Annotated in this window: 1 rRNA gene; it reads right to left on the bottom strand. The window is 53.3% G+C overall.

The window, feature by feature from the left end:
• Positions 1 to 713, bottom strand: a 23S ribosomal RNA gene (locus Q5L94_RS13280); the annotation flags it as partial.

Below are 713 nucleotides of genomic sequence, written 5' to 3'. Positions count from 1 at the left end.
GTAAGCCTGTGGGGCCCCATTACCCATCCAGTGCTCTACCCCCCGGGGTATTCGGATGACGCTCTACCTAAATAGATTTCGCAGAGAACCAGCTATCTCCGAGTTTGATTGGCCTTTCACCCCTAGGCACAACTCATCCCGACCTTTTTCAACAGGTGTGGGTTCGGACCTCCAGTGCGTGTTACCGCACCTTCATCCTGGTCATGACTAGATCACTCGGTTTCGGGTCTGATCCCACGAACTCATTCGCCCTATTAAGACTCGCTTTCGCTGCGCCTACACCTAACGGCTTAAGCTTGCTCGTGAGACCAAGTCGATGACCCATTATACAAAAGGTACGCTGTCAGCCCTCAAGGGGCCTCCAACTGATTGTAGGCGTTCGGTTTCAGGTACTGTTTCACTCCCCTCGTCGGGGTGCTTTTCACCTTTCCCTCACGGTACTGGTTCGCTATCGGTCAGTAAGGAGTACTTAGCCTTCGGGGGTGGTCCCCCGATCTTCAGACAGAATTTCACGTGTTCCGCCCTACTTAATACGTCCTTCAGAGCTTCCCATACGGGGCTGTCACCCGCTATGGCCATGCTTCCCAACATGTTCTGGTCACTCATCAGGCTCGGCTGGTCCGCGTTCGCTCGCCGCTACTAACAGAGTCTCTATTGATGTCCTTTCCTCCGGGTACTTAGATGTTTCAGTTCCCCGGGTTTGCTCTTATAAA

This window comes from Idiomarina sp. Sol25 (assembly GCF_033052775.1).
In the GTDB taxonomy this organism is placed as follows: Bacteria; Pseudomonadota; Gammaproteobacteria; order Enterobacterales; family Alteromonadaceae; genus Idiomarina.
This window is presented reverse-complemented; position numbering and strand designations above follow the sequence as displayed.